The organism is Variovorax sp. PAMC26660 (assembly GCF_014302995.1).
Classification (GTDB): domain Bacteria; phylum Pseudomonadota; class Gammaproteobacteria; order Burkholderiales; family Burkholderiaceae_C; genus Variovorax.
In genome coordinates this window covers 7,313,199-7,334,825 of sequence record NZ_CP060295.1, presented here as the reverse complement: position 1 = coordinate 7,334,825, position 21,627 = coordinate 7,313,199, and the positions used below count along the sequence as shown (strand labels likewise).

Sequence of the window (21,627 nt, the reverse complement as noted above, 5' to 3'; positions counted from 1 at the left end):
CGCGCCCGAGGGCGCGTTTCTTTTTGTGGGTTCAGGCAGCGAGCGGATCAGTAGTTCGGGCCGTTGCTCGGGTAGTAGCCGCTGCCCGATGGATAACGCTGCTGGTTGTAATAGTTGCGTTCGTCGGCGTTACGACCCACCTGGTTGCCGATGATGCCGCCGATGGCCGCGCCACCCAATGTGGCCCCGGTGTTCCCACCGATGGCATGTCCCACCAGCGCCCCGCCTACCGCACCGACGCCGGTACCGAGGTTCTGGTTGGGGCCGCTGGCGCAGCCCGCAATGGTCATGACTGAAGTGGCTGCAGCTGCAGCGATCCAGAGACGTGTGTTCATGAGGTCCACCTTTCGAGGAGTGATGGCTCATCATGTCCAAAAGCGCGGTGCAGCGGGTGTAGGAGCCTGCCGCGCCTGCCTGTGCGGTCTCGCGGGCCGGGTGGCGTGGGACAGCAGGGCGTACCTTCGCTTTACAAAGGCTGCCCGCCGCAATCAGAGCTGTCGGCTGCGTGCCAGCGGCGGGTTCTGCGCGAAGTAGCGCTGGATGCCGCGCATGAGCGCGTCGGCCAGGCTTTCCTGGTAGTCCACGCGCCGCAGATTGGCTTCTTCTTCAGGGTTGCTGATGAAGGCGGTTTCCACCAGCACGCTGGGAATGTCCGGCGCCTTCAGCACCGCGAAGCCGGCCTGTTCGACCTGGCCCTTGTGCAGCCGCGCACCGATGTTCTTGATCTCGCCCAGCATCGCGCCACCGAGCTTCAGGCTGTCGTTGATCTGTGCGGTGGTGCTCATGTCGAGCAGGGCGCGTTGCACCTGCGCCTCGTGGCCGCCGACGTTGACGCCGCCGACCTTGTCGGCGTCGTTCTCCTTGTTGGCCATCCAGCGCGCGGCGCTGCTCGACGCACCGCTCTGGCTCAGCGCGAACACGCTGGCGCCGCGCGCGGCGGGCGTGGTGAATGCGTCGGCATGGATGCTCACGAACAGGTCGGCCTGCACGCGCCGCGCCTTCTGCACGCGCACGCCCAGCGGCACGAAGAAGTCGGCGTCGCGGGTGAGAAAGGCGCGCATCGGGCTGCCGTTGACGCTGCCCGCGTTGATGCGCTCGCGCAGGCGGTGCGCGACCTGCAGCACGATGTCTTTCTCGCGCGTGCCGGCCGGGCCGATGGCGCCGGGGTCTTCACCGCCATGGCCGGGGTCGAGCGCCACGATGATGATGCGATCGGTGCGGCTCGCGGTGGCGCCGCTGCGCGCGACAGCCACGGGTGGTGGCGGCGCGACGGGCCTGACCGGTGCCGTGCCGACCACGGGCGGTGGCGGCGCCACGAACACGGGTGGAGCGGTCGGACGGTCGTTCCCCGCCACGACGGGTGGTGCCACGGTGGACGGGCCGGGGCGCGTCGATTGCTGCGCCATCAGTTCGCCCAGCGGGTCGCCGGCGGGCACGGCGGGGCGCACCGGGGGAGGTGCAACACCCGGTGGCGGTGCGGGCGAAGGCGAAATGCCCGCCACGGCCGTGCCGTTGTTGTTGCTGCCCGCGGTGGATTTGGGCGCGTCGCGCAGGCGCTCGGCGATCAGCGCTTCCATCGGGTCGATGGCCTGCTCGGGGTACAGGTCGAGCACCAGCCGGTGCTTGTAGGCGGCTACGGGCGCCAGCGAGAACACCTGCGGCACCACGGCCTGCTTCAGGTCGAACACGATGCGCACCACCTTCGGCGCGTTCTGCCCGACGCGCAGGCCGTTGATGAACGGGTCGCCGGGCTTGATCTTGCCGACCAGCTCGCGCAGTTCTGGGTTCAGGTCGATGCCCTCGATGTCGACGGCCAGCCGGGGCGGGCTGCCGACCACGAGCTGCTGCGAGTTGAGGCGGGTGTCGGACTCGATGGTCACGCGGGTGTAGTCGGCGGCGGGCCAGACCCGCACGGCGATGATGCTGGCACCGCGGGCGATCTGGTGCACGCCGAGCATCAGCGCGATGCTGCCGCCTTGCAGCAGCACGCGCCGTTTCAGGCCGGCCGCCTTCATGCGGCGATGCGCGCCAGCAGATCGCTGCCGCGAGGGGTGTTCGCGAGGAGGGTCACGCTGCGTGTGTCGTCAATCATTGCTTCTATTTTAATAGCTAGGTCGGCAGGTGGTGTGCGGCCCGCGGCGTTTTCTGGCCATTCGGCCAGCTTGAGGCCGGGGCCCGCGAAGATGTCGCGAAAGCCCGCGTCGTCCCATTCGCGCGGATCGGCGAAACGGTAGAAGTCGAAATGGAAGATCGCAAGCCCGTCGGGCGCTTCGTGCGGCTCGACCACGGCATAGGTCGGGCTCTTGATGCGGCCCTCGATGCCGAGGGCGCGCAGCAGGTGTCGTACAAAAGTGGTCTTGCCGGCGCCCAGGTCGCCTTCGAGCGCGATGAAGGCATCGCGCAACGCAGGCGAGGCGGCGAGCGATCGCGCAAAAGCATCGGTGTCGGCTTCGCTGCGCCAGCGCAGCATGCGGGCGCCCTTGGGCGTTTCTACAATCGGCAAGTGATCGTCAGCCATCCACTCGTTGTTCGTATTCAGGCATTGGCCCGGGAACTCGGATTCTCCCAAATCGGAATCGCGGGCGTCGATTTATCGAGCGCCGAGGACGGTCTGATGCAATGGCTGGCTCATGGGTTCCATGGCGAGATGCAATACATGGCAACGCACGGCACCCGCCGCGCGCGTCCGGCCGAGCTGGTGCCAGGCACGGTGAGCGTGATCACCGCGCGCATGGACTACCTGCCACGCGACACCGATCCCGAGTGGCAGGCCATCGAGTTCGACCGCCTTGAGCGACCCGGCGAGGCCATCGTGTCGGTCTATGCGCGGGGCCGCGACTACCACAAGGTGCTGCGCAACCGGCTCGCCAAGCTGGCCGAGCGCATCGCCGAAGAGGTCGGGCCCTTCGGCCATCGCGCCTTCACCGACTCGGCCCCGGTGCTCGAAGCCGAGCTGGCCTCGCGCAGCGGACAGGGCTGGCGCGGCAAGCACACGCTGGTGCTGGACCGCAACGCGGGTTCGATGTTCTTCCTGGGCGAGATCTACGTCGACATGGAACTGCCGCCGAGCGAGCCCGTGACCGCGCACTGCGGCAGTTGCAGCGCCTGCATCGACGTGTGCCCGACGCAGGCCATCATCGCGCCGCATCGGCTGGACGCGCGGCGCTGCATCTCGTACCTGACCATCGAGCACGGCGGCCCGATACCGCTGGAATTGCGGCCGCTGATGGGCAACCGCATCTACGGCTGCGACGACTGCCAGTTGATCTGCCCCTGGAATAAGTTCGCCAAGAAGAGCGAGCTGCCCGACTTCGACGCGCGCGAAGGGCTCACGGGCCGCACGCTGGCCGAGCTGTTCGCGTGGAGCGAAGAGGACTTTCTGCGCCGCACCGAAGGCAGTCCGATCCGGCGCATCGGGCATGAGCGCTGGTTGCGCAATATTGCGGTGGCGTTGGGCAATGCGGTGCGGTCGGGCGAAGACGGTGCGCAGGAAGCACTGGCCACACGCATCGCGCACCCGAGCGAACTCGTGCGCGAGCACGTCGCGTGGGGGCTCGCGCAGGAGGCTGTGGCCTAGTTGTCAGGCCGGCAGGATCTCGCGCACCCGCTCCCACGGCCGGCACATCAGCGTGCCGCGCGGCGACACCACGATGGGCCGCTGCAGCAGGATCGGATGCGAGACGATGAAGTCGAACAACTGGTCGTCGGTCCATTTCGGATCGGCCAGGCTCAGTTCTTCATAAGGCGTCTCCTTCGTGCGCAGCAGGTCGCGCGCGCCCATGCCCATGGCCTTCGCCAGTTCGCGCAGCTTCTTCTTCGAGGGCGGCGTTTCCAGGTACAGCACGATCTCGGGTTCCACGCCGCTTTCGCGGATGAGGCCCAGCACATTGCGCGAGGTGCTGCAGTTGGGCTTGTGGAAGATGGTCATCGGGTAGGCGGTGGTCGGGGTGCGTGCGGTCATGGTGTCGATGTTCAAAAGGTCGGGTGTCAGTTTGTCTGGGCGTTGTGGTCTGTCGTGAAGGGAAAGCGCGCGGCCCAGAAATCGGCCAGCCGCGGATCGGCATCCACGCGCCGCACCACCGGGGTCATGCGCGGCGCCACGCGGTAGAAGCGCCGGCGCTGCGGCGTCCAGCGCGACATCACGGTCACGTACAGGTCGAGCATGCTCAGTTTCTCGCCGAAAAGGTAGGGCGCAGGCTCGTCGATCTGCGTGTCCATCAAGTGCCAGCAGTGAGCGATGCGCTCTGCCGTGCGCTCGAGCATCGCGGGTTGCGCGGTGGGGTCGGGCACGAGTCGCTTCGGGTCGTCGCGCACCCAGAGCAATGAATAGATGGCGGCCGGCAGGTAGACCATCCAGCGCAGGTAGCGCGCGCGCATCGGATCATCCGGTGCGGGGCAGAGGCTGGCTTCCGGATAGCGATCGCCCAGCCAGATCAGGATGGCCGCGCTCTCTGTCATGACCTCGCCCGAAGGCAGCACGAGCGCGGGCACCTGCCGCATCGGGTTGACGCCGGCCATGCGTTCGCGCTCGGACTCGCTCTCCCATGTGGCGACGTCGACCGTGTCGACCTGCGCGCCGATCAGCGTCAGCGCGGCGTGGATCGGCGTGGCGCCCGAGCCGGGCGCGCCGTAGAGGGTGTAGCGGTCGCTGGCGGCGGATGAGGAAGTCATCCGTCCAGATTACTGCAGGCTTGCGCCTGTTGTCACGCCGCCAGCAGCGCGTCGACTTTCTTCAGGCCTTCGAGCGTGTTGAAGCAGGCCTCGGCCACTTCGGTGCCCTTGACCGCGAAATGGCGGTGGAAGTACTTGCGATGCTCCACATGCTCGTGGAAGTGATGCGGCGTGAGCACGGCCGAGAAGATCGGCACGTCGGTCTCCAGCTGCAGCGACATCAGCGTGCTGACGACAGTGCTCGCGACGAACTCGTGGCGGTAGATGCCGCCGTCGACCACCAGCGCGCACGCGACGATGCCCGCGTACTTGCCCGAGTTGGCCAGTCGCTTGGCATGCAACGGAATCTCGAAGGCGCCCGGCACATCGAAGATGTCGATGAGGTCGCGCGCCACGCCGAGCCGTTCCATTTCGGCAAGGAAGGCATCGCGTGCCTGGTGGACGATGTCGGAATGCCACTGCGCCTCGACGAAAGCGATGCGCTGGCCGCGCGGCGAATCCGATGCGGCAATGGCGGAGAGGGGAAGGTCGTTGATCTGACTCATGGTGTGCCTCTTGAAGCAGGTTTCCTGAATCAGGGCGCACGAAACCACAGGGCAACTCGCGCGCTCTGTGAAAGAAGCGCGCGGGCCGACCCGCATTTCGCGCTCTCTTTCATCCGGACTGTGACCGTCGGCTTCGGAATTGCACCGAAATCTGCTGACCCTTCGGCTTGCGCGTTGCAGCAAGCCAAAGGCGCTCGCGGGCTCGTGCAGCTTTCGCTGCCATTACCGCCGGTGGGGAGTTTCGCCCCGCCCTGAGAACGCTTGCCGTCCGGCGAACCGGACAACGGCGCGATTCTAGGAGCAGCCCCCGCGCACAAGATGTCGCCGGCGCGCCAGACCTTCGGCCGCGCGGGGATTTTCTTCAGAAGCGATACGCCGCATTCGCCGTCACTGTACGGCGCTGGCCGTAGAAGCAGTCGCCGCGCGCCAGGCAGGTCGTGATCTGCACCTTGTCGGTCAGGTTGGCGATGTTGAGCGACAGGCGCAGAGGGCCGTTGTCCCAGGCGACCATCGCATCGAACAGCGTGGCCGAGGGTGTGCGGATGCCGTCCATGCCGTCCCACGATTCACCGAGGTAGCGCACGCCGCCACCCACCGAGAAGCCGGGCACGCCGCCAATGGAGAAGCGGCGTGTCACCCAGGCCGAGGCCGTGTGCTTGGGCACGCCGGAGATGCGCTTGCCCAGGTCCGAGCCGTTGCTGCGCGATACGCGTGCGTCGGTGTAGGCGTACGAGGCGATCCAGTCCCAGTCGCGCGCGATGCTGCCCTTGTATTCCAGCTCCAGGCCTTTCACGTGCACTTCGCCAAGCTGCACGTTGTTGAGCGGATTGGTCGGGTCGGTGGTCTTGCGGTTGGTGTCGCGCAGGTCGTACACGGCGGCCATGAACGAGGTGCGCTGGCCTTCGGGCTCCCACTTGATGCCGGCTTCCCACTGCTTGCCGCGTTGCGGCTTGAAGGGCGTGTTGTTCAGGTCGACGCCACCCAGCGGCAGGAACGATTCGGCATAGCTCAGGTAGGGCGCCCAGCCACCGTCGGCCAGGTAGATCAGGCCCGCGCGCTTGGTGGTGGCCTTGTCGTCGGCCGTTGCAGTGGGCCGGCCTTCGGTGTTGGTGGTCGCCTTGTCATGGCGCAGGCCCAGCAGGCCGATCCAGCGGCCGTACTTGACCTGGTCCTGCGCGTAGATGCCGACCTGCTTTTGCACCACCTCGGGCGAGCGCGTGTAGCTGGTCGGCGGCGTGTAGTTGCCGTAGACCGGCGCGTAGACATCGAGCGCTCCGGCGCGCCCGCGGCCCGACAGCTTGGACGTGGTGTTGCGCTGGAAGTCGGCCCCGACCAGCAGTGTGTGCTCTGCCTCGCCGGTCTTGAAGTGGGCTTCGGCCTGGTTGTCGAGCAGCAGCATCTTGCCGCCGTTGATGTCGCTGCTCAGGTCGCGTTCGATGGTGCGCTGGTCGGCGTTGAACACCGGCCGCGCGGGCCGCCGGGTGAGGCGATTGGCGGTGAAGCTGGTGTACGACGTGTTGTAGATCACCTTGCTTTCGGTCGCGCGCAGGTTCTGCCGGAAGGTCCAGGTGTCGTTGAGGCGGTGGCTGAACAGGTAGCCGAGCGAGCTGTTGCGCGAGTCGTAGCGGTCGAAGCCCGGCTCGCCGGTGAAGGTCGAGGTCGGGATCGGCCCGTAGAGCGAAGGCTGCAGCGTGCCTTGCCATGGAAAGAAGCCGATCAGCGAGCCGCTCTTGTCCTTCTGGTAGAGCGCCTGCAGCGTGAGCGAGGTGTCCGCGCTCGGGCGCCAGGTCAGCGAGGGCGCGACCACGACGCGGTCGTCGGCCACGTGGTCGACCTGCGTGCCGCTGTCGCGCCCCACGGTCACGAGGCGATAGAGCCACTTGCCTTCGGTATCGAGCGCGCCGGTGAAATCGGCCGCGATCTGCTTGCGGTTGTAGTTGCCCCATTGCAGTTGCACCTCGCGCTGCGTCTCGGCCTGCGGCCGCTTCGAGACGAGGTTGAGCACGCCGCCAACCCCGCCCTGGCCGTAGAGCACCGACGAGGGGCCGCGCAGCAGCTCGACGCGCTCCAGCGTGTACGGCTCGGCTTTGGTTGTGTTGTAGACGCCGTAGCCGCGCTGCAGGCCATCGAGGTATTGCACCGCGTCGCCGCCGCGCACCTTGAACGAATCGACGCGGCTGTCGAAGTAGCTCGACACCACGCCGGCCGTGTAGTTGGTGGTTTCGCGCAGCGTGAGCACGCCCTGCGCCTCCATCTGGTCGCGGGTGACGACCGAGATGGCCTGCGGCGTTTCGATCAGCGGCGTGTCGGTCTTGGTCGCGCTGCCGCCGCGCTTGGCGACGAAGCCGGTCACGGGGCCGTGTGCGGTTTCGCCCGAGTCGCCCGACACGGTGACGGTGGGCAGCGCCCTGCGCGGCTCGCCGGTTTCGTCCTTGTCCTCGGCATAGGCCGGTGCGGCGGCGCTCAGCGCCAGTGCGGTGGCTGCGAGCGTGGCCCGGCGGCAGTGCGAGAGGCGAAATTGTTGGCGGTTTCTGGATGTCATGTGCAGCTTCTCCTGTGTCCTGCGATAGGGGAGTGGCTGCGGCACGCGCTCGCGGCGTGCCATGGCTTCTCGAATCAAATGATGAGTGCGACGCGCGCGACCGGTCGCGTGCCCGGGGTGGGCAAACGGCTGGTGTTGTGGGTCTTGTGGCGTCGCGGGGGAGGGTCAGCCACCGGTCGCGACGGCATGGCGTCGGTCCTGTGCGGCTGTCGTCTTCGTTCCTTCGAAGACGGCTGGCGGGCCCTTGTCGGGCGGCTGGCTGAGGGGCGCGATTATAGAGAGAAGCGGTCGCATCAGCGGCCGGCCAGGAACTGCGTCATGCGATGCAGTTCGTCGTCGAGCGCCGCGCGAAACGCCGCGTCGCGTGGCTTCTTGTCGACATAGCCGAAGGCCGGCTGCAGACGGCCTTCGGGCGCCGTCACGTTGGCCCAGCCGATCACGCGGTCGTGCCACAGCATCGGCAGCGCGTAGTAGCCGAACTGGCGCTTCGGCGCGGGCGTGTAGGCCTCGAACTTGTATGTCCAACCCCACAGCAACTCGAAGCGGCGGCGGTCCCACACCACCGGGTCGAAGGGCGCGAGCAAGCGCACCGCGTCGTCGGGTGCGTGGCGCCGCGAAGCGGGGTTTTCGTCGGCGGGCCAGTACCAGGTCGTGCCGTCGATGCGGCAACTGGCAAGTTCTTCGCGGGCCAGGCGCAGGGCGGCCTGCGTCTGCGTCGAAAGATGCGGGGCGCCGTAGCCCAGCAGGCGCACGAGATACGTCAGGCTTGCTGCGGGCAGCGGCGCGTACTTGCGCACCACCAGCGCGATCAGCGCGGCGGCGCGTTGTGCACGGCCGGCGGGGCTGTCGTCCGCGGGCTCGTGCGTCACCGCCTCATAGACGCGCGTGCCGCTGTCGCGCCGAACCACGCGCAGCATCCCCCGGTAGTGCAGGCCATCGAGCAGGTGCGTGGTCGCGTTGCTCGATCCGCCCCAGTAGTTCTTCACGCTGCCGTGAGCGAAATGCTGTTCGACCTGGCGCGGATGCACCGGGCCGTGTTCCTGCACATAGGCCAGTACTTCAGCTGCCTTGCGCCGCGTGTCGGCGTCCCATGCGCGCTTGGCTTCGCGTGGATGCATCAGCGCGAGATGTTCACGCGGCAGGAAGCCGTAGTTGACGAGGCAGTCTTCCTCGATGGCTAGCCGGGTGTAGCGGTTTTCGAGATCGCCAGCGCGGTAGTCCTTCACGCGGTGGCGAAGTGTCAGGTCTTGCGCGCGCGCCGGGGCCCGGATCGGGTCGGCTTGCACGAAGCCGAGTTGGCGGATTGCGCCCGGCAATGTGGTGGGCTTGAAGAGGGTGCGCGCTACCGCATAGCGGCGAAGGTCGTCTAGGGTCGGGTCAGCCATGGGGCGAATTGCAGCACAGGTGGCTGTTTTTCGCTTCGTCTTGCTGTTGTGTGTTTTGGGGCGCTGCTGTTCAGGGCGTCGCTCCCGCCGACACGGTGCTCTTTTTCGCGAATGTCCCCCGCTTCGCTCCTCCTTTATTTCGCGAAAAAGAGCCCCGTATCGGCGCGAGCGCTGGACAGAGATGTGGTTGATCGGCGGTACATCAGCAGCGCGTCCTGTGCGAATGACGCCGGGTGCTCCCCGCAGCGAAATAAAGGAGGAGCGAAGCGGGGGACATTCGCGGAGGGGAGCTCCCGGTGTCATTCGCACTCGCCCCGAATGAACCCGCTCCCAAGCAGCGTCAAAGAACGAATGCCTCAGACAGGCGAAGCCCGCCGCCGATAGCCGCGTGGCGTGCTCCCCGTCCACGTGCGAAAGGCACGATGAAAAGCCGGCGTGTTGTCGAACCCGACCGAAGCCGCGATCCGGTCGATCGGCTCGCGCGTCTTCACCAGCCGCTGGATCGCGAGGTCGCGCCGCACCTCTTCCTTGACCGCGCGAAAGCTCGTGCCCTCCGTGGCGAGCTTGCGTGACAGCGCGCGCTCCGACATGTGCAGCGACACAGCAGCCTCGCCCAGCGACGCGCCGCTCGCGAGACGCGCGGCCACGAAGTCGCGCACCTGCGATGTCGTCGTGTCGTGGTCGAAGGTCACGAAGATCCAGTCGTCCGGTGCCCGGCGAACGAAGTCGAGCAACTCGCCACGCGTGCGCCGGAAAGTCTGGCGCAGCACCGTCTCGGAAAAACTGACCGAGCTGGCGTCCTGGCCGAACAGCACCGGGCCCGGAAACAGCTTCGCGTATTCGTCGAACTTCGCGGGGCGAGGGAAGGCAAAGCCAACGCCTTGCACCGGCAACTGCCGCCCGAGCAACCACGAGGCGACGCCATGAATCAGCTTGACCATCAACTCATGGCCGAAGGGCGTCGGCGTGGTGCTGTCTTGCCGTGGCGCGATGGTGATGGTCGCCACGCCGTGGGCTCGCACCATGCGCAGGCGGTAATCGTCGAGCAGCAGGTTCCAGAAGCGCGTGAAGCGATACATCGCGACCATCAGCGAAGGCGCATCGAGCAGGCTGAGCCCGAGGTACTTGAGTGCGCCCGCGCGGATGGGCCGCGACCACAGGCCGAGCATTTCATCGCCCATGAAGAGCGCGATGCGCTCGTACATCTTCACGAACTGCTCGCGGGTGACGCGCGCACCGTCTTGCCGCAGCAGTTGCGGCGAGATGCCGGCCTGCGTGGCCAGCGCGTCGATGTCATGCGGGCTCAGGTGCCGGCGGGCGCCGCTGAGCATGTTCTGCAGGAAGCTGATGGGGACGGTGGAGCGCTCGTCCGCGGCCGTCGCCGGGTGTGGGGTCATCTTTGAAGGCGGGAACGATCTGGCGGATTTTGCAAATGAATGGGCGCGATCTGCAAGCTGGACTGGCGCGGCCGGCGATATCGTAGCCCTGAAGCACCGCCCACGTCGTTGGCGGAATCCGCAATATTCAAGGAGCTTTGCCGTGAGCCAGAAAAACGTCACCGTCCACATGGACGAAGAGGTCGTCGTCGTCACCCTGAACCGCCCCGCCAAGCGCAACGCCATCGACGAGGCCACGCTGGCCGAGCTGGACAGCGTGTTCTCTTCGCTGCCGCGCGAGGCCAGGGCCGTCGTGCTGACCGGTGCGGGCCCGCATTTCTGCGCGGGGCTCGACCTGAAGGAACACCACGACAAGGAACGCACGGCGGTCGACTTCATGCGCGTGTGCCAGCGCTGGCACAGCACCTTCGACAAGATCCAGTACGGCGGCATTCCGGTCGTCGCGGCGCTGCATGGCGCGGTGGTCGGCGGCGGGCTGGAACTGGCGGCCGCAACGCATGTGCGCGTGGCCGACCCGACCACCTACTTCGCGCTGCCTGAAGGGCAGAAAGGGATCTTCACCGGCGGCGGTGCCACGGTGCGCGTGGCGCGCATCATCACGCCGGGCCGCATGGTCGAGATGATGCTGACCGGCCGCGTGCTGACCGCCAAGGCCGGCATGACGCTGGGCCTTGCGCACGAGATCTCCGTGCCCGGCGAAAGCCTGCGCGCTGCGCTCGCGCTCGCCAAGCGGGTGGCGAAGAATGCCGCGCTGTCCAACTACGCGATGGTCACGTCGATCAGCCGCATCGCCGACATGTCGGCCACCGACGGCATGTTCGCCGAATCGTTGATGGCGGCAGTGGTGCAGACCGGCGGCGAAGTGCAGACGCGGCTGGGCGCCTTCGTCGACAAGTCGCTGGCCAAGGTCACGCCGCAGCATGCGGCCGTCGGTGCAGGCTGACGCGACTCAGGCCTCTTGGTCGAAGGCCCGCTGCAGTTCGTGCCCGAGGTCCGCAACCAGGGCTTCGCGTTGGGGTGAAGGGCGCCAGAAGCTGCGCACCACGCCGCCGGTCGATTCCCATTCGGGGTGATTGCGCGCCGGTTGCGCTACGCGCACCGCAGCCGCCGCGGCGCGCGTGGGTGCATCGCCGTCTTTCGGCGTCTCGGCGCTGATGCGCTGCGTGGCCGCATGGCCGCGCTGCTCCAGCGCCTGCGTGAGCTTGAGCTGCCATGCGACCAGCGCGAACAGCACGCCGTCTTCGACCGTGAGTTCGTGCACGTCGCGCAGCTTGTTGGCGATCTTGCGGCCCAGCGGCCCCCAGCCTTGCGAGACCGCACCGCCGATGGCGCCGCCCAGGGCCGCGCCCGCGCCGAGCGAGATGCCGGCCACGGCCAGGTCGGCGACCACGCCCACAGCGGCACCGATGACGGCGCCCTTGCCCAGTCGCAGGCCTGCGTCCTTCATGGCTTCGGGGCTGAAGAAGTCGAGCGTCCAGCGGCCTTCGATCATGGGCAGCGGTGCTTCGTCGGCGTCGCCCTGGCGGAAGCCGTAGAGCGCGAGCAGGTCGTCGGTGCAGCGCTGTGCCTTGTCGAACACGGCCTTCTGCAACGCGGTGACCAGCGTTTGTCGACGCGCCGTGTCTGCGAACTCGGTGGCAGAGACGGTGCGGCGCACGGCCGCGGCATCGACCAGCAAGGCGGCGATGCGTGCGCAGGCGGACTGCCGGCGCTGGCCGGCTTCGGCGTCCAGCGCATCGACCACGCCGCGCAACTGGTCGCGGCGGTCGCGCAGCAATGTGGCGAGGTCGTTGTACAGGTCCTGCTCCGCGCCGACGAAAGGGGCGGCCGCATCGAAGCGCACCTGCACATGCAGGCCGTAGGCGGAGAGCAGTTCTTTCCATGCTGCCTCGCGGCTGGCGGCGTCGCGCACGAAGTTCAGCACCGGCAGCACGGGGCGCGCGCAGGAGTTGAGCAGCTCGATTTCGTCGCGGAACTTCGGCAGCACCGGCTCGCGCACGTCGATCACGAGGAAGGCCGCGTCGATGTCGAGCATGGTGCGCAGCACCTTGGCTTCCTGCTCGAACACGCCGTGGGCTTCGGGGCCCTGCAGGAACTGGCGGATGCGCTCGGGCGGCGTGGCTTGCGCATCGAAGCCTGCGAGGTGTTCGCGCAGGGCGACGGCATCTTCCAGGCCCGGTGTATCGAAGAAGCGCACGGCGGCTTGCCCGTTCACTTCGAGGTCGACCGATTCGACATGGCGCGTGGTGCCGGGGCGCTGCGACACTTCGCCGAAATTGACGCGCCGCGTGAGCGTGCGCAGCAGCGAGGTCTTGCCCGCGTTGGTGTGGCCGACCACGGCGATGCGGATGGGTGACGTCATGCTGTGGGTCCCAGTCCCTGCAATGCGGTGTCGAGCTTGTCGCTGGCCGCGATGCGTTCGAGGCCACTGTCGCGCAGCCAGTCGAGCCAGCGTTGCGTTGCCGCGGCGCCGGGCGCTTCGGCCAGCCACAGCCGGCATTCGCCGCAATGTGCCAGCACTTCGCGCACGAAGCGTTCGGTGCCACGGTCGGGGCTCGATGCGGCATGGCACACCAGCAGCACGGTGCGCGGGTGCGCCTGCGCCAGTTGGTCGAGCAGCGCGCGACGTGCGGGGGCGCTGCCGTCGATGCGCAGCACCTGCGTGGCGTCGGCGGGCAGGGTGGCCGGCGGCCACGGCATGTCCGGCGGCAACTCGAAGCCGATGACGAACAGCATGTCCTGCTGTTCGGAAGCAGACAGCCCGGTGGGCACCGCACCACGAACGCGTCCGGGGTCGGCATCGACGATGGCAGCCGGCGCAAGGGCGGCGAAGCGGGCCAGCAGCTTGCGGTAGTACGGCTCGCGCCAGTCGGGTTGAAGCGCCTTGCTGCGGCGCTTCCAGATGGCTGCGCTGAGCAGCACCAGCGCCAGACGCGGCAGCAGCCCGTAGACCACGATGCAGCCGGTCAGCCACAACGCCCAAGTGCGCTGGCCCGCAGCGCCGGGCGCGGCAGCCAGCACGGTCGCGGCATCAGGCACCGGAAAGCCGAGTTGCGCCGGCGCCCAGCCCAGCACCTGGACCGCGCGCACGAAGAAGGCGGGATCGAGGATCGTCGTTTCCCAGCTCAGCGTGTAGCTGCGAAACGCGAGCGCGAACAGCATCGCGGCCAGAACGACGGCGAACGACAGCGACCAGATGCCGTGGCTCACGAGCCCGAAGGCCCAGGGCAGCAGTCGGGCGCGCGTCAGGAGGCCGGTGGTGGCGCGCACCAGCATCGGCGCCTGGCCGCGTTTGCCGCCGGCCACGCGGGCGGTGAGCGACAGCCAGATCCAGCCGAGCGATGCGGTGTTGAACGAGCCAAGGGGAAGCCACAGGCCGACCAGCCAGAGCAGCAGCGTCAGCGCATGCAGGCCCAGCAGGCTGACGAGCGCCACGATCACGTTGATGTGGCGTTCTCCACCGCCGACCACATTGCCGGCGAGGCCGAGGCCCGCGACAACGATCAGTGCCACCAGCCCGAGCAGCACCCACGGCGCCCATTGGCGGGCGCGTGCCAGTTCGGGTTGCAGGCCGAGGCGTTCTCCCAGTTGCAGTGCGCGGTCGGTGATCTGTGCCTGCCCGTCGGCCGCGCGAGTGGCGGCTGTGCGCATGGCTTGCGCGTCGTCGAGCGGGCCGTTCTGTTCGGCCCATCGGATCGCCTCGGTGATCACCGCATCCGGAAAGGGAGATTCGCGCAGCGCGGTGTTGGTCAACAGGGGCCCTTCGCAAGTAAAGCCCGGCGCAGCGGCAGGGCGCGCGAATTATGCCCGGCGCGCTGCGGGCGCCCATGACAAACGGGGCCGCGAGCGGCCCCGTTTGTCATGGCGTGCGAGTCGTTGACGCGTGCCCGGTCTCAGCGAAGGCCGAAGAACGAAAGCACGGCCACAACGACCACGACCAGACCGACGATGTAGATGATGGAATTCACGCGAGGACTCCGTTGTTGACGACAGCTTCAGCATCGCGCTGCAGGGGCGTTGCGACTGTCGGCAAGGGGCGGCGTGTGCTGTAGGCGCTTGCGAAGGGCCACCCCCATGACATATCCCCGGTTTGCGCGCCTTTCTCGCCCCTGGCTTCGTAGATGTGACGATTGTTTGCAATGCGCAACTGACATCCACGCAAGACTCTGGCCCTCCCCAGCCCGACCGATCTCCCGCTCCCCATGCGACTCACCGAGCAGTCTCCGTTCACCGGGTCCCATCCGGCCCACCCCGGCGCCCGTCCGCCCCGCCCGGCCGATGCCACTGCAGCACGGGTCAATGCACAGCTTCTGCCCACGCTGTTCGACCGTCTGCGCGACGAGGCGCCCAGTCGTACCTCGGAGTCGCCTTCGGACTACACCGTCACGCCGGCGCAAATGCGCGACATCGTGCAGCGCGACCTGGCCCATCTGCTGAACACCACCAACGCCGAAGACCTGATCGGCCGCACGCGCCATGCCGATGCGGCGTCTTCCAGCATCAACTTCGGCGTGCCGCCGCTGGCGGGCAGCTACCTGTCGGAGCGCAAGTGGGTGGACATCGAACGCATCATTCGCCGCGCCATCCAGGACTACGAGCCTCGCCTCATTCCCGAAACGGTGACGGTGGTGCCGCTCATGAAGGAGGGCGGCGCGGCCGAGGAATACAACGTCCTGCTGTTCGAGATTCGCGCCATGATCAATCTGCGGCCCTACCCGCTGGAGCTCACGGTGCAGAGCGCGGTCGATCTTGAAACCAGCCGCATGAGCGTGATCAGCACGGCGCGGTGAAGCGCCCGTCACGTCCCACGCCCCGCCCATCACTCTTCAGGGAATCGACGCATTCATGGAACCCCGACTTCTGGATTACTACAACAAGGAACTGGTCTACATGCGGGAGGCGGCGAGCGAGTTCGCCAGCTCGCATCCGAAGATCGCGCGCCGCCTGGGCATGCACGGCATCGAAGTGGCCGACCCGTATGTGGAGCGGCTGATCGAGTCTTTCAGCTTCATGTCGGCGCGCATGCAGATCAAGCTGGACGCGGAGTTTCCGCGCTTCACGCAGCGGCTGCTGGAGGTGCTGTATCCGAACTACCTGAGCCCCACGCCGTCGATGGCGGTGGCGCAACTGCACCCCAGCGTGAAGGAGGGCGACTTCACGCGCGGCTTCGTGGTGCCGCGCGGCACGGCCTTCCATGCGCGCGTGCCTACGGGCGAGGAAACGCCGTGCGAGTTCCGCTCCAGCCAGGACGTGACGCTGTGGCCCTTCGAGATCGTCGACGCCAAGCTCACCGGCGCGCCACCCGACATTCCCGCGCTGGAGCGCTATGTGCCGCCGCATGTGCAGGTGACGGGCGCGCTGCGCTTGCGCCTGCGCATCGTGGGCGAGATGGGTTTCAGCGCGCTGGTGGGACTCGACCGCCTGCCCGTGTACCTGCGCGGCAACGAGCAGGTCGCCTCGCACCTGTTCGAGTTGCTGCACACCTCGGCGGTGGCGACCTTCGTCGGCGAGCCCGGCAAGCTGATGGAGCGGCCGCACGTGGTGACAGATGGCGCGCTGGTGCATGAGGGGCTGGCGCCGGGCGAGGGGTTGCTGCCGCTGGCGTGGAACACCTTCCATGGTCACAACCTGCTGCACGAGTACTTCGCCTGCCCCGAGCGCTTCTACTTCTTCACGCTCACGCAGCTCGCGCCCGGTCTGGCGCGCGTGCCCGGCAAGGAGGTCGAGATCGTCGTGCTCCTGAGCAAGCCGCCGGGCGCGCTGGGTTCGCTGGTCGATGCGGGGCAGTTCGCGTTGTTCAGCACGCCGGTGGTCAATCTGTTCGAGCGGCGCACCGACCGCATCGAACTGAATGCGGCACAGCCTGAATTTCACCTGGTGCCCGATCGCTCGCGTCCACTGGACTTCGAGGTCTACTCGGTCCAGCGCATCGGGGGGCAGCAGGCGCAGACCACGGCGGAGCTGGAGTTCCGCCCGCTCTACCAGACGCTCAACGAAGACGAAGGCAACTACGGCCGCTACTTCTCGGTGCGGCGCGAGCCGCGGCTGGTGTCCGACACGGCGCGCAAGTACGGCACGCGCACGCCCTACATCGGCACCGAGGTGTTCCTGTCGCTGGTCGACCAGCACGAGGCGCCGTACCCCGACAGCCTGCGCTACCTGTCGGTGAAGGCGATGCTCACCAACCGCGACCTGCCGTGCCTGGTGCCGCGCAACGGGCATTCCGACCTGGCCGTGGCCGATTCGATCCCGGTGTCGGCGGTGGGCCTGATCCGCCCGCCGAGCACGCCCAAGTCGCCGTTCGCGCAGCGCGAAATCGCGTGGCGGCTGATTCGCCAGTTGGGCTTCAACCATCTGCCGTTGGCCGACATGCCGCATCGCGAGGGCGCGCAGGCGTTGCGCGACATGCTGCGGCTGTTCGTGACGGCCGACAACGACGTGCTGGCCCGCCAGATCGACAGCCTCGTCGGCTCGCGCATCCAGCCGGTCACGCGGCGCCTGCCGGGTGCGGGGCCGCTGATCTACGGGCGTGGCGTGCAATGCACGCTGAGCGTGGACGAAGAGGGCTTCTCGGGCACGAGCCCGTATCTGCTGGGGCTGGTGCTGGAGCACTACCTCGCGCGGCACGTGAGCATCAATGTGTTCACGCAGACGGTGCTCGAATCGATGCAGCGCGGGACTGTTGCCAAGTGGCCGGTGCGGATGGGTGGGCGTGGGATCGTTTGAGAGTCTGTGAGAGGGCTGTCGTGGGGATTCCGGTTAGCGCTGCTGTTCAGGGCGACGCTCCCGCCGACACGGTGCTCTTTTTCGCGAATGTCCCCCGCTTCGCTCCTCCTTTATTTCGCGAAAAAGAGCCCCGTATCGACGTGAGCGTTGGACAGAGCGGTTGTTGATCGCAGGTTCACCAGCAGCGTGCCCCAGTGCGAATGGCACCGGGTGTTCCCCGCAGCGAAATAAAGGAGGAGCGAAGCGGGGGACATTCGCGGAGGGGAGCACCTGGTGTCATTCGCACCCGCCCCGAATGAACTCGCACCCGCACCCGAAACAACAGCAGATCAGCGCTTTTTCTCCGCCCCGAGTGCCTGCTCCAGCAGCCAGCGCATCGCCGACCGCACCTCCTTGGTGTCGGCGCCTGCGTCGATTTCCAGCGCTGCCCGGTCGAAGGCGGCCGACAGCAACTGGGACAGCGCATCGACCGACACCTCGCCCCGTCCCATGTCGGCCTGGATCAAGCCCTGGCGCAGCGAGTTCGCCGCGTTCGCGTCGTCCATGGCCATGATCTCCGTCATGCCGAGCACTGCGGGGCCGTCAATAAGCAGCAGCCTGGTGCGGCCCGGCACAGTCATCGCGTTCAGGTAAGCCTCGCTTCCTTCGACCAGCGCCTCGCGCGGCGCAAGCTGCTCGGGCGTGGCCGCTTCGATGTCGGCGGCCACAGCTTCCGACTCGCGCACCAGCACCTGCCTGAACAGATCGCGCTTGTCGGTGAAGTGGTGATAGAGCGCCCCGCGCGTGATGCCTGCAGCCACCGCGATCTCTGGCGTGGAAGTGTCGCCATAGCCCTTGCTGACGAACAAAGTGCGGGCTGCCTCGATCAGCGCGAGGCGGGTGGTTTCGGTGCGTTCGCGGTTGGTGCGTGTGGGGGCTTTGACCATCGCCCTAATTTACATGCAGCCTGTTTGTGGATTAATATTTAACTTACATTCAGTCTGTATGTTTTATATGAAAGGAAGAGCGCCATGAAAGTAACGAGCTTCTACCCCGTGGTCATGACCCATGACGTCGCCGCAACGGCGGCCTTCTACCAGCAGCACTTCGGCTTCACGGCGCTGTTCACGAGCGACTGGTACGTGCATCTGCAATTGGAGGGCGACGCAGCGGTCAACCTCGCCGTGCTCGACGGGCGGCACGAGACGATTCCGGCACCCGCGCGCGGGCAGGCGGTGGGTGGCCTGCTGTTGAACTTCGAGGTGGACGACCCCGATGCGGTCCACGACCGGCTGAAGGCGGCCGGCCTGCCGATCCTGCTGTCGCTGCGTGACGAAGCCTTCGGCCAGCGTCACTTCATCACCAGCGACCCCAACGGCGTGCTGATCGACATCATCAAGCCGATCCCGCCGAGCGGGGAGTTCGTGCAGCAGTACGAGGCCGGCGCGCTGCCGACCTGACTGCCGATCAGGCGCGCAGCGCTTCGCCGTCTTCCGGGTCTTCGCCCAGGAACCCGCCGCTCTGGTGCGCCCACAGCCGCGCATACAGGCCGCCTTGCGCCATCAGCGTACGGTGATCGCCTTCTTCAACCACGCGGCCTTCGTCGAGCACGATCAGGCGGTCCATCGCCGCGATGGTCGACAACCGGTGCGCAATGGCGATCACGGTCTTGCCTTCCATCAGCGCGTACAGGCTCTGTTGGATCGCGGCCTCGACTTCGGAATCGAGCGCGCTCGTGGCTTCGTCGAGCAACAGGATCGGCGCGTCTTTCAGCATCACGCGCGCAATGGCCACGCGCTGGCGCTGGCCGCCCGAGAGCTTGACGCCGCGTTCGCCCACGTGCGCCTCGTAGCCGCGCCGACCGCTGGCATCACCCAGCGTCTGGATGAAGTCGTGCGCCTCGGCGCGCCGGGCGGCTGCCTCGATCTGCGCGGGCGTGGCGTCGGGCCGTCCGTAGGCGACGTTGTCGGCCACCGAGCGATGCATCAGCGAGGTGTCCTGCGTGACCATGCCGATGTGGCTGCGCAGCGAGTCCTGCGTGACATGCGCGATGTCCTGCCCGTCGATCAGGATGCGGCCGCTTTCCAGGTCATGAAAGCGCAGCAGCAGGTTCACCAGCGTCGACTTGCCGGCGCCGGAACGGCCGACCAGGCCGATCTTCTCGCCGGGCTTGACCGTCAGGTTCAGGTCTTCGATCACGCGGCGGCCTGCGTCGCCGTAGCGGAAGCTCGCGTGCTCGAAGCGGACTTCGCCGCGCGGCACGTCGAGCACGGTGGCGTCGGGCGCGTCGAGCACGGTGCGCGGGCGCGACAGCGTTTTCATGCCGTCCTGCACCGTGCCGATGTTCTCGAACAGGCTGGTCATTTCCCACATGATCCAGTGCGACATGCCCTGCAGCCGCAGCGCCATCGCAGTGGCCGCAGCCACCGCGCCCACACCCACCGCGCCGTTCGACCACAGCCACAGCGCCATGCCCGCCATGCCGGCGGTCAGGCCCATGCTCAGTGCGTGATTGACGATCTCGAACGCGCTCACCAGCCGCATCTGGCCGTAGCCGGTGTGCATGAATTCGCGCATGGCATCGCGCGCAAAGCCGGCCTCGCGCTGCGTGTGCGAGAACAGCTTGACGGTCGCGATGTTGGTGTAGGCGTCGGTCACGCGGCCGGTCATGAGCGAGCGCGCATCGGCCTGCGCCTTGCCGACCTTGCCCAGGCGCGGCACGAAATAAATGAGGGCGCAGATGTACAGCACGAGCCAGATCACGAAGGGCCACGCCAACTGCGCGTCGAGTACGCCCACCAGGATGATCATGGTCGCGACATACACGCCCATGGCCACCAGCACATCGGCCAGCACGAACACGGTTTCGCGCACGGCCAGCGCGGTCTGCATCACCTTGGCCGTGATGCGGCCGGCGAACTCGTCCTGGTAGAAGGCCATGCTCTGGCCCAGCATCAGCCGGTGGAAATTCCAGCGCAGGCGCATCGGCAGGTTCACCGCCAGCGTCTGGTGCTTGACGATGGTCTGCAGCGCCACCACGCCGATGCTGACCACCAGGAAGGCGGCCAGCCACAGCAGCGTGTCGCCACGCTCGGCCCACAGGCGCGAGGGTACCTGCCCGCCGAGCCAGTCGACGATGCGCCCGAGAATCGCGAACAGCGCGGCCTCGAAGATCGACATGACGGCGGTGAGCGCCGCCATCGCGGCGATCTTGCCGCGCACGCCGTGCGTGCAGGCCCAGAGAAAGGCGAAGAAGCCTTGTGGCGGCAGCGCGGGTTCGGCGGCGGGGTAGGGGTGAAGTAGTTTTTCGAAGAAGCGGAACAAGGCGAGCGGTCTCCCAGATAGCTCGCAACTTTAGCCGCGCATGCATGACCTTGCCCCGAAAAGGTGCGTTCTCTGAACGCTCCTTCTAGGGCCTGCGAGCTTTCTCTTCGGCAGGCACCGCCCGGGGCGCAGCCTTTGGTTGCAGGCCACCCAGCCGTTCGCTCAGGAAGTCGATGAAAGTACGCAGCTTGGGCGACATGTACTGCCGGCTCGTGTACACGGCAAAAAGCGTGACGGGTGGTGAATCGAAGTCGGGCAGCAGCCGCACCAGCTTGCCTTGCGCAAGGTCGTCGTCGATCAGCCACAGCGGCATGAAGGCGATGCCCATGCCGGCGCGCACCGCATGCAGCGTGAGCGTGGTGTCGTCGGAGCGCATGGCCGGTGTGAGGCGCAGCGGAAACATCCGCCCGCCCGGCCCCTTGAGCGCGAGGTTGTCCAGGTTCACGTAGCTGGGCACGATGGCGCCAAAGCGCGCCAGGTCGGCGGGCAGGTCGGGGTCGCCGCCCGCGCGCTTCAGGTACGCCGGTGTGCCCGCGAGGTAGAAGGGCACGCGGCACAGCGGCCGGGCGATCAACGCGGACGACAGTTCCTGCGTGGCGCGCAGTGCAAGGTCGTAGCCGTCGGCCGCGAGATCGACCTTGCGGTTTTCGAGGTGCATGTCGACCAGCACCTCCGGATAGCGTTCGCGGTAGTCGGCCAGCACGCGCGCAAAGCGCGGCGTGGCACACCAGACCGGCGCGCTCACCTTGAGCTGGCCGCGCGGCGTTTCGCTGGTCTGGCCGATGGCGGCTTCGGCCGCGTCGAGCAGGTCGAGCGCGCGGCGGCTCTGCTCGTACCAGGCGGTGCCGGCTTCGGTCAGGCTCAGGTGCCGGCTCGAACGGTGCAGCAGCCGCGCGCCGAGCGACTTCTCGAGCTGGGCCACGTGCTTGCTGGCCATCGGCGGCGACATGCCCAGGCGCCCGGCCGCGGCCACGAAGCTGCCGGCCTCGACGACTTCGCGGAACACGCGCAGGCTGGTCATCTGGTCCATGTGAGCCTCTTTGAAGATTTCCTGTGGG

19 protein-coding genes and 1 riboswitch are annotated in these 21,627 nt (G+C 67.4%); of the genes, 5 read left to right on the top strand and 14 right to left on the bottom strand.

Annotated features, from left to right (window positions below):
- Window positions 1–47: 47 nt before the first annotated feature.
- From H7F35_RS34390 to tsaE, 3 genes are all read right to left on the bottom strand, one after another.
- On the bottom strand, window positions 48–335 hold the full coding sequence (locus H7F35_RS34390) for a glycine zipper domain-containing protein (protein ID WP_187110930.1): 288 nt from the start codon (window positions 333–335) through the stop codon (window positions 48–50).
- A 153-nt stretch (window positions 336–488) separates the two neighbouring features.
- Complete coding sequence (locus H7F35_RS34385; protein WP_187110929.1) at window positions 489–2,015, bottom strand: N-acetylmuramoyl-L-alanine amidase; 1,527 nt, start codon at window positions 2,013–2,015, stop codon at window positions 489–491.
- Complete coding sequence (gene tsaE, locus H7F35_RS34380) at window positions 2,012–2,518, bottom strand: tRNA (adenosine(37)-N6)-threonylcarbamoyltransferase complex ATPase subunit type 1 TsaE (protein WP_187110928.1); 507 nt, start codon at window positions 2,516–2,518, stop codon at window positions 2,012–2,014. The genes H7F35_RS34385 and tsaE overlap by 4 nt, the downstream gene beginning before the upstream one ends.
- Here tsaE and queG point away from each other — a divergent pair.
- Entirely contained in the window at window positions 2,504–3,577 is a 1,074-nt protein-coding gene (queG, locus tag H7F35_RS34375; protein ID WP_187110927.1) for a tRNA epoxyqueuosine(34) reductase QueG, read from the top strand. The genes tsaE and queG overlap by 15 nt on opposite strands.
- Window positions 3,578–3,580: 3 nt before the next feature.
- Here queG and arsC read toward each other — a convergent pair whose 3' ends face one another.
- The 6 genes from arsC to H7F35_RS34345 form a co-directional block, all read right to left on the bottom strand.
- Window positions 3,581–3,961: an arsenate reductase (glutaredoxin) gene (gene arsC / locus H7F35_RS34370; protein WP_187110926.1), complete on the bottom strand. Its 381-nt coding sequence runs from the start codon at window positions 3,959–3,961 to the stop codon at window positions 3,581–3,583.
- Between the two features lie 26 nt (window positions 3,962–3,987).
- Window positions 3,988–4,671 (bottom strand): glutathione S-transferase family protein, encoded by a 684-nt coding sequence (locus H7F35_RS34365; RefSeq protein WP_187110925.1) that lies wholly within the window; start codon window positions 4,669–4,671, stop codon window positions 3,988–3,990.
- A gap of 32 nt (window positions 4,672–4,703) precedes the next feature.
- A complete protein-coding gene (locus H7F35_RS34360) occupies window positions 4,704–5,216 on the bottom strand; it encodes a 6,7-dimethyl-8-ribityllumazine synthase (RefSeq protein WP_187110924.1) in 513 nt (170 codons plus the stop codon).
- A gap of 97 nt (window positions 5,217–5,313) precedes the next feature.
- A riboswitch (FMN riboswitch) is annotated at window positions 5,314–5,479 on the bottom strand.
- A gap of 98 nt (window positions 5,480–5,577) precedes the next feature.
- Window positions 5,578–7,758 (bottom strand): TonB-dependent siderophore receptor, encoded by a 2,181-nt coding sequence (locus H7F35_RS34355; protein WP_187110923.1) that lies wholly within the window; start codon window positions 7,756–7,758, stop codon window positions 5,578–5,580.
- Window positions 7,759–8,051: 293 nt separating this feature from the next.
- Complete coding sequence (locus tag H7F35_RS34350; RefSeq protein WP_187110922.1) at window positions 8,052–9,143, bottom strand: DNA glycosylase AlkZ-like family protein; 1,092 nt, start codon at window positions 9,141–9,143, stop codon at window positions 8,052–8,054.
- Between the two features lie 356 nt (window positions 9,144–9,499).
- Window positions 9,500–10,540 (bottom strand): AraC family transcriptional regulator, encoded by a 1,041-nt coding sequence (locus H7F35_RS34345; RefSeq protein WP_261803468.1) that lies wholly within the window; start codon window positions 10,538–10,540, stop codon window positions 9,500–9,502.
- 142 nt (window positions 10,541–10,682) lie between these two features.
- Here H7F35_RS34345 and H7F35_RS34340 point away from each other — a divergent pair, with 142 nt between their 5' ends.
- Window positions 10,683–11,483, top strand: a complete 801-nt coding sequence (locus H7F35_RS34340) for a crotonase/enoyl-CoA hydratase family protein (RefSeq protein WP_315970465.1) — start codon at window positions 10,683–10,685, stop codon at window positions 11,481–11,483.
- Between the two features lie 6 nt (window positions 11,484–11,489).
- Here the strand turns inward: H7F35_RS34340 and H7F35_RS34335 are convergent, their stop codons facing one another.
- Window positions 11,490–12,902 (bottom strand): GTPase/DUF3482 domain-containing protein, encoded by a 1,413-nt coding sequence (locus tag H7F35_RS34335; protein WP_187110920.1) that lies wholly within the window; start codon window positions 12,900–12,902, stop codon window positions 11,490–11,492.
- On the bottom strand, window positions 12,899–14,293 hold the full coding sequence (locus H7F35_RS34330; protein WP_187110919.1) for a DUF2868 domain-containing protein: 1,395 nt from the start codon (window positions 14,291–14,293) through the stop codon (window positions 12,899–12,901). Before H7F35_RS34330 ends, H7F35_RS34335 begins: the two co-directional genes overlap by 4 nt.
- A 449-nt stretch (window positions 14,294–14,742) precedes the next feature.
- Here H7F35_RS34330 and tssE point away from each other — a divergent pair, with 449 nt between their 5' ends.
- Window positions 14,743–15,330 (top strand): type VI secretion system baseplate subunit TssE, encoded by a 588-nt coding sequence (gene tssE, locus H7F35_RS34325; protein WP_187110918.1) that lies wholly within the window; start codon window positions 14,743–14,745, stop codon window positions 15,328–15,330.
- A 55-nt stretch (window positions 15,331–15,385) separates the two neighbouring features.
- A complete protein-coding gene (gene tssF, locus H7F35_RS34320; protein WP_187110917.1) occupies window positions 15,386–17,266 on the top strand; it encodes a type VI secretion system baseplate subunit TssF in 1,881 nt (626 codons plus the stop codon).
- A 329-nt stretch (window positions 17,267–17,595) separates the two neighbouring features.
- Here tssF and H7F35_RS34315 read toward each other — a convergent pair whose 3' ends face one another.
- Complete coding sequence (locus tag H7F35_RS34315) at window positions 17,596–18,192, bottom strand: TetR/AcrR family transcriptional regulator (RefSeq protein WP_187110916.1); 597 nt, start codon at window positions 18,190–18,192, stop codon at window positions 17,596–17,598.
- 84 nt (window positions 18,193–18,276) lie between these two features.
- Between H7F35_RS34315 and H7F35_RS34310 the strand changes: the two genes are divergently transcribed.
- Window positions 18,277–18,705, top strand: coding sequence for a VOC family protein (locus tag H7F35_RS34310; RefSeq protein ID WP_187110915.1), 429 nt, complete (start codon window positions 18,277–18,279; stop codon window positions 18,703–18,705).
- 7 nt (window positions 18,706–18,712) lie between these two features.
- On the opposite strand, the gene H7F35_RS34305 is transcribed toward H7F35_RS34310, so the two are convergent.
- Together H7F35_RS34305 and H7F35_RS34300 are read right to left on the bottom strand one after the other, a co-directional pair.
- Entirely contained in the window at window positions 18,713–20,569 is a 1,857-nt protein-coding gene (locus H7F35_RS34305; protein ID WP_187110914.1) for an ABC transporter ATP-binding protein, read from the bottom strand.
- Between the two features lie 85 nt (window positions 20,570–20,654).
- Complete coding sequence (locus H7F35_RS34300; protein WP_187110913.1) at window positions 20,655–21,599, bottom strand: LysR family transcriptional regulator; 945 nt, start codon at window positions 21,597–21,599, stop codon at window positions 20,655–20,657.
- Between the last annotated feature and the right edge of the window lie 28 nt (window positions 21,600–21,627).